1 protein-coding gene is annotated in these 1,487 nt (G+C 62.9%); it reads left to right on the top strand.

Annotated features, from left to right (window positions below):
- Positions 1–45 precede the first annotated feature (45 nt).
- On the top strand, positions 46–1,487 hold a 1,442-nt coding region (locus tag ACFXN1_RS51795; RefSeq protein ID WP_379464193.1), incomplete at its 3' end, for an MFS transporter.

Genomic DNA, 1,487 nt, shown 5'->3' with positions numbered 1-1,487 from the left:
ACAGCATTTCTCCGGGGTGGGGCTTAGCATGCAAGGACGAATACGATGTCCATCACCATCCGCACCGATTCGCGTTCCGAGGCGGAACCGCCACCTTCCGTTGGATGGAAGAGCATCCAGGACTTCATGAGACCTATGTTCTTCATCCCGGTCGTCGCGGGTTTCACAGGTGGGTTCTGGTACCCCCTGCTTCCGGCGTGGAGCGACGCGACCCATATCAACGCCGCCTCGTTGAACTTCCTCAACAGCATCAGCTTCTTGGCGATGGTGGTGATGGTCCCGATATTCTCGGCGCTCGGTGACCGGTACGGGCACCGCCGGTTGCTGACCATGACGATCTCGCTGACCGCGATAGGTTTCGTGCTGATTACGGTGGCCCCGGGGTTCGCTGTCGCTGCGATCGGCAACTCGTTGTGGTCTGCTCAATCGGCGTCGATCGGTTTGCTCATCGGACTGGTCCGCGACAAGGAAAAGGGCGCGCGGGCCAACCGTACGATCGCCCTGCTGGCCACCGGGATCACCGTCGGTTCGCTGATCGGTGTCCAGAGCGCCGGTCCGATCATGTCCCTTTTCGGCGGCAACGCCCGTTTGCCGCTCCTTGTCCCGGCGATCCTGCTCGTGGTGTGTGCACTGATCTCACAGTTCCTCCTCTCCGAATCCACCACACGAGCTGACCGCCCGATCGACTGGATCGGATCCATCGGATTGTCGGTCGGGCTGGTGTCGCTGCTGGTGGGCGTGATGAACGCCAACAGCGCCGGATGGACCTCCCTGAGCACCCTGGGCCTCTCGGCGATCGGATTGGTGGTACTGGTTGCATGGGTCAAATGGGAGCGCCGGACTCCTGCGCCGCTGATCAACCTCGATGTCGTGACCAGTCGGGCCATGTGGCCGGCGATGCTGGCTGCGGCGATGTTCGGAGCGATTCTGTATGTGCCCAAAACACCGGTCCTGACGTTCCTGGCAGCGAAACCGGAATCGGTCGGCTACGGCTTCGGGTTCGCGGCCACGGCAATTTCGATTGTGTTGACCTGCTTCTACCTGATGGACATACTCGGATCATCCGTGTATGCGCTCATCGCCGGCAAGATCGGTGCGCGCGGGGTACTCGTGGCAGGAATTGGCTGCGGCACAGTAGGACTCGCGAGCACGGCCATCTTGGCGCACGCGGGCTCGACAGCATGGGCGTTCACCCTGGGGTTCATGACGATCGGGCTGGGCACAGGACTGCTGCATGGCAGCATGCCCGCATACATCTCTGAGGCTGCGCCCGCCGACCAGGTCGCCGTCATCTCCGGCACCTACTTCACAGTGCGAGGTGTCGGTGGCACGATCGGCACGGCCATGGCCGGCGCCATGCTCGCCGCCTTCACCCCGGCACACGCCACGTCTCCGACCGAGACCGGCTACTCGGCCGTGTGGTTGTTCTGCGCCGCAGCGTCAGTGGTCAGCCTCCTGCTCATGATCTTGTCCTGGTTCCGCCGACG

Source organism: Nocardia sp. NPDC059154, assembly GCF_042755705.1.
Taxonomy (GTDB): Bacteria; Actinomycetota; Actinomycetes; order Mycobacteriales; family Mycobacteriaceae; genus Nocardia.
Note: the sequence above shows the minus strand (reverse complement) of the source record. Positions and strands in the feature narration are given on the sequence as shown.